Source organism: Rhodoferax sp. UBA5149 (assembly GCF_002413825.1).
Lineage (GTDB): Bacteria > Pseudomonadota > Gammaproteobacteria > Burkholderiales > Burkholderiaceae_C > Rhodoferax.
In genome coordinates this window covers 1-4,256 of sequence record NZ_DHXT01000178.1, presented here as the reverse complement: position 1 = coordinate 4,256, position 4,256 = coordinate 1, and the positions used below count along the sequence as shown (strand labels likewise).

The following is a 4,256-nucleotide window of genomic DNA, read 5'->3' as shown; positions in this document are numbered from 1 at the left end:
GCGTCCACCACGCGCAGGGCGTCGATGCCGCGCACGCGCAACTGGGCGTCGACCACGTCCAGCGGTCCATTGCCCATGCGGCAGCTGCCGACAGGGTGGTAGATGGTATCGGCGTGGTCGCGGATGTAGTGCTCGATCTGGGCGTCGCTTTGGGCGGCGGCGGAGGCCGCCAGTTCTTTGCCGCCAATCCCCGCCAGTGCGGGCTGCGACAGAATCTGGCGCATCAGCTTGAAGCCGCGAATCAGGCGGTCCATGTCGTCACGTTCCCCCAGAAAATTGGGATCAATCATCGGCGGCTCCAGCGGGTCTTTGCTGGCCAGTGTGACACTGCCACGGCTGCGCGGACGCAGCAGGCACACGTGGCACGAGTAGCCATGGCCAAAGGTGGTGGTGCGGCCATGATTGAGCAGTTTGGCGATGACAAAGTGCAATTGCAGGTCCGGGATGGCCTCACTGGGCTGGCTCTTGATGAAGCCACCGGCCTCGGCGAAATTGGTGGTGAGCATGCCGCTGCGCAAATTGCGCCACTCGAAAATGCCCTTGATGGCGCGCACCATGCCGCTCAGTGACAGGCCAAACAACTCTTTGGCCTGCGGGGCATCGACCACCTGCACCACGTCCACGTGGTCGTGCAGGTGTTGCCCCACGCCTGGCAGATCGTGCACGGTGGCAATGCCGTTTTCCAGCAGATGCGCATGCGGGCCAATGCCGGAGAGCATGAGGATCTGGGGCGACTGCAAGGCCCCCGCGCACAGCAGCACCTCGCGCGCGGCCTTGAGCTGTTTCACCTGTCCTTCGTGGTGGAGTTCCACGCCCACCGCGCGTTTGCGCTCCATCAGGACGCGGGTGGTGTGCGCGCCCGTGAACACGCGCAGGTTGGGGCGCGACAAGTGGGGCGTCAGGTAGGCATCGGCCGCGCTGAAACGCTCGCCATTTTTGTGCGTCACCTGGAACATGCCCACCCCTTCCTGCTGGGCGCCGTTGAAGTCAGTGTTGTGCACAAAACCGGCCTGCTGCCCGGCCGCCACAAACACCGGCCCAAAGCGGTTGGGGCTGCGCAAATCCATCACATTGAGCGGGCCGTCGGCACCGTGGAAGGCGTCGGCACCGCGCTCGTTGTGTTCCGCGCGTTTGAAGTAAGGCAGCACGTCGTCATAGGCCCAGCCGGGGTTGCCCTCCGCCGCCCAGTGGTCGTAGTCATCGCGGTGGCCGCGGGCGTAAATCATGGCGTTCACCGAACTGGAGCCGCCCAGCACCTTGCCGCGTGGTTGGTAACCACGGCGGCCATTCAGACCGGGCTGCGGCACGGTATCAAACTTCCAGTTGGCCTGCCCATTCTTGGCGATCAGGGCCAGCCCGGCCGGGCAGTGGATCAGCACGCTGCTGTCGGCGGGGCCGGCTTCCAGCAGCGCCACCATGATGGCCGGGTTCTCGCTCAGCCGTGCCGCCAGCACGCAGCCGGCAGAGCCTGCGCCGACGATGATGTAGTCAAACATATGGGTCTCCTGGGCACCTTGGTGGATCATCTTGTGGTGGGTCCCAGAGCGTACGTTACCGCAAACTCGGGCGCACGGCTACAGGGTTGTCGCCAGGGGTAGGGCTGAGCGCACGGCCGTAGACGACGACGCAGTCTTTCAAGTTGGCTCGCATTGAGGAAAGGCGCGCCGCCCGGTTTACGGGTCGCTGACGGCCCGATCGAATCCCGGATCGGTGTCAGGCATCTGTTCGCTGCGGTATATAGATTGCACGCAACTTAATTGTGTGCTATAGTTGCGCCATGTCAACGCAAAACCCCGCCTCCCAAGTCAACCCCGCCCTGCTGCTGGACAACCAGTTGTGCTTTGCGCTGTATTCCACCTCGCTGGCCATGACCAAGCTCTACAAGCCGCTGCTCGAAGCCTTGGGGCTCACCTATCCGCAGTACTTGGTGATGCTGGTGTTGTGGGAGCAGGATGACGTTTCCGTGTCGGCGCTGGGTGAGCGCCTGTTTCTGGACTCCGGCACGCTGACGCCTTTGCTCAAGCGCATGGAAGCCGCCGACCTGCTGGTGCGCGCGCGCTCGGCCCAGGACGAGCGGCGGGTGCAGATATCCCTTACCGCGGCGGGCCGCAAACTCAAGGCGAAGGCCGCCAAGGTGCCGGCTTGCGTGGTCAGCGCCACCCACTGTCCCATCCCCGAGCTGATGGCCCTCACCCAAAAGGTGCAGGCCCTGCGCCGCCAGCTGACGGTCTGATGCGGCATTGATTTTCATCTCCTCTTTTCAACCCGCTTCAATTCAAGAAGCTTTTCTCCAAGGAAACACCATGGCCACCAAAGTCGAAAAAGTTATCTACCAAGCCCACGCCACGGCCACCGGTGGCCGTGATGGCACCGTCAAGTCTTCCGACGGCTTGCTGGACCTCAAGCTGACCGTGCCCAAAGAAATGGGCGGCGCGGGCGGCGGCGTCAACCCCGAGCAGCTGTTCGCTGCGGGCTACAGCGCCTGCTTCATTGGCGCCATGAAATTCGTGGCCGGCACGCAAAAGCTGGCCATGCCGGCCGATGCCTCCATCAACGCCACGGTCGGCATTGGCCAGATTCCCGCCGGCTTCGGCATCGAGGTGCAATTGGTGGTGAGCCTGCCCGGCATGGACCGCGCGGTCGCCCAGGCCCTGGTCAACAAGGCTCATGAAGTGTGCCCCTACTCCAACGCCACGCGCGGCAACATTGAAGTGACCATTACGCTCGCGTAATTCAAAGCCCGCGCTGGCGTAATTCAAAGTCCAGGCGGGTGAAATGTCCTTGTCACCTTGGCGGCCTGTTCCGATTGACGGCGCGGGCCGTCTCAAATATGGTTGCAGCATGACTACACTTGATTTTCTGGTCCGCAAAGACCAACTCGCCACCACCGAACTGCGCAGCACGCCGGAACTGCCCTTGAACGACGGCGAGATCCGCGTGCGCATTGACAAGTTTGCGCTGACCTCCAACAACATCACCTACGCCGCCTTTGGCGAGGCGATGAACTATTGGTCTTTCTTCCCGGTCAGCGCGCCAGGCGATGGCAACTGGGGGCGCATCCCGGTGTGGGGTTTTGCGACCGTGGTGCAGTCACTGCATCCCGGTGTGGCGGTGGGCGAGAAGCTCTATGGTTACTACCCGATGTCCAGCAGCGTGGTGTTGCAACCCACGCGTCTGTCGCCGACCGGGTTCTCGGATGGCGCGGCGCACCGGGCCAGCTTGCACCCGGTGTACAACCAGTATTTGCGTTGCAGCGCCGACCCGTTTTACACGCTACACAGTGAAGACACGCAAGCCCTGCTGCGTCCGCTGTTCATTACCTCATGGCTGATTGACGATTTTCTGGCCGACAACGACTTCTTTGGCGCGCTCGCGACGGGTGCGCAACCGGCGGTCATGTTGTTGTCCAGTGCATCGAGCAAAACGGCGTATGGCACCGCGTTCCAGCTGGCACAGCGCCAGGGGATTGAGGTCGTGGGTTTGACATCGACGGCCAACGTCGCGTTTTGCGAGAGCCTGGGTTGCTACCACCGCGTGCTGACCTACGATCAGCTCGACCAGTTGGACGCGGACGCGCCCTGTGTCTATATCGACTTTGCCGGCAATGCCGACCTGCGCCGTGCCATTCACACCCGCTTCAAGAATCTGAAGTACAGCAGTTCCATCGGCGGCACGCACGTCGAACAGCTCGGTGGCGCCAAAGACCTGCCCGGGCCAAGAGCCACCCTGTTTTTCGCCCCGGCACAGATCAAGAAACGCAGCACGGATTGGGGTGCCGAAGGACTCGGGCAGCGCCTGCTGCAGGCCTGGCAGGCTTTTGTCGCCAAGGTCAATGACCCGGCGGCGGTGTGGCTGGTGGCTGAGCAGCATCAGGGGCCGGTGGCCGTGGCGGCCGCGTACCGCCACGTGCTGGGTGGGCGGGGTGACCCGCGGCGCGGCCACATGCTGTCGCTGAACTAGCGTTCGAACCGCCCCAACCGTCGCCACCGGGCGTGGCGCGCGGCCTTGACTTGCATCAAAAATGGCGAGAAGGATGCGGTGCAAACTTGTCGTCAGCACAATCGGGCATGATGTACTGATAACTACACAAGGGGCACCATGAAGCTGGCGCTGCTGTCAGACATTCACGCGAACATTCAGGCCTTTGATGCCTGCCTGGCGCATGCCCGCGAGCAGGGTGCGCAGCAGTTTGCGCTGTTGGGCGATCTGGTGGGTTACGGGGCCGACCCGGTGGCCGTGGTCAGAAGAGCGCAGGA

General features: G+C 63.1%; 5 protein-coding genes. 4 read left to right on the top strand and 1 reads right to left on the bottom strand.

Annotated features, from left to right (window positions below; all coding sequences use genetic code 11):
• On the bottom strand, window positions 1–1,496 hold a 1,496-nt coding region (locus B3V69_RS16030; RefSeq protein WP_296448010.1), incomplete at its 3' end, for a GMC family oxidoreductase.
• A gap of 281 nt (window positions 1,497–1,777) precedes the next feature.
• On the opposite strand from B3V69_RS16030, the gene B3V69_RS16025 reads away from it, so the two are divergent.
• The 4 genes from B3V69_RS16025 to B3V69_RS16010 form a co-directional block, all read left to right on the top strand.
• Window positions 1,778–2,233, top strand: a complete 456-nt coding sequence (locus B3V69_RS16025; RefSeq protein ID WP_296448009.1) for a MarR family winged helix-turn-helix transcriptional regulator — start codon at window positions 1,778–1,780, stop codon at window positions 2,231–2,233.
• A 70-nt stretch (window positions 2,234–2,303) separates the two neighbouring features.
• Window positions 2,304–2,732 carry an organic hydroperoxide resistance protein gene (locus tag B3V69_RS16020; RefSeq protein WP_296448008.1) on the top strand — a complete coding sequence of 143 codons (429 nt, stop codon included), beginning with the start codon at window positions 2,304–2,306 and terminating at the stop codon, window positions 2,730–2,732.
• A 109-nt stretch (window positions 2,733–2,841) separates the two neighbouring features.
• Window positions 2,842–3,960, top strand: coding sequence for a DUF2855 family protein (locus B3V69_RS16015; RefSeq protein ID WP_296448007.1), 1,119 nt, complete (start codon window positions 2,842–2,844; stop codon window positions 3,958–3,960).
• Window positions 3,961–4,098: 138 nt separating this feature from the next.
• The coding region (locus B3V69_RS16010) for a metallophosphoesterase family protein (protein WP_296448013.1) at window positions 4,099–4,256 on the top strand (158 nt) is incomplete at its 3' end.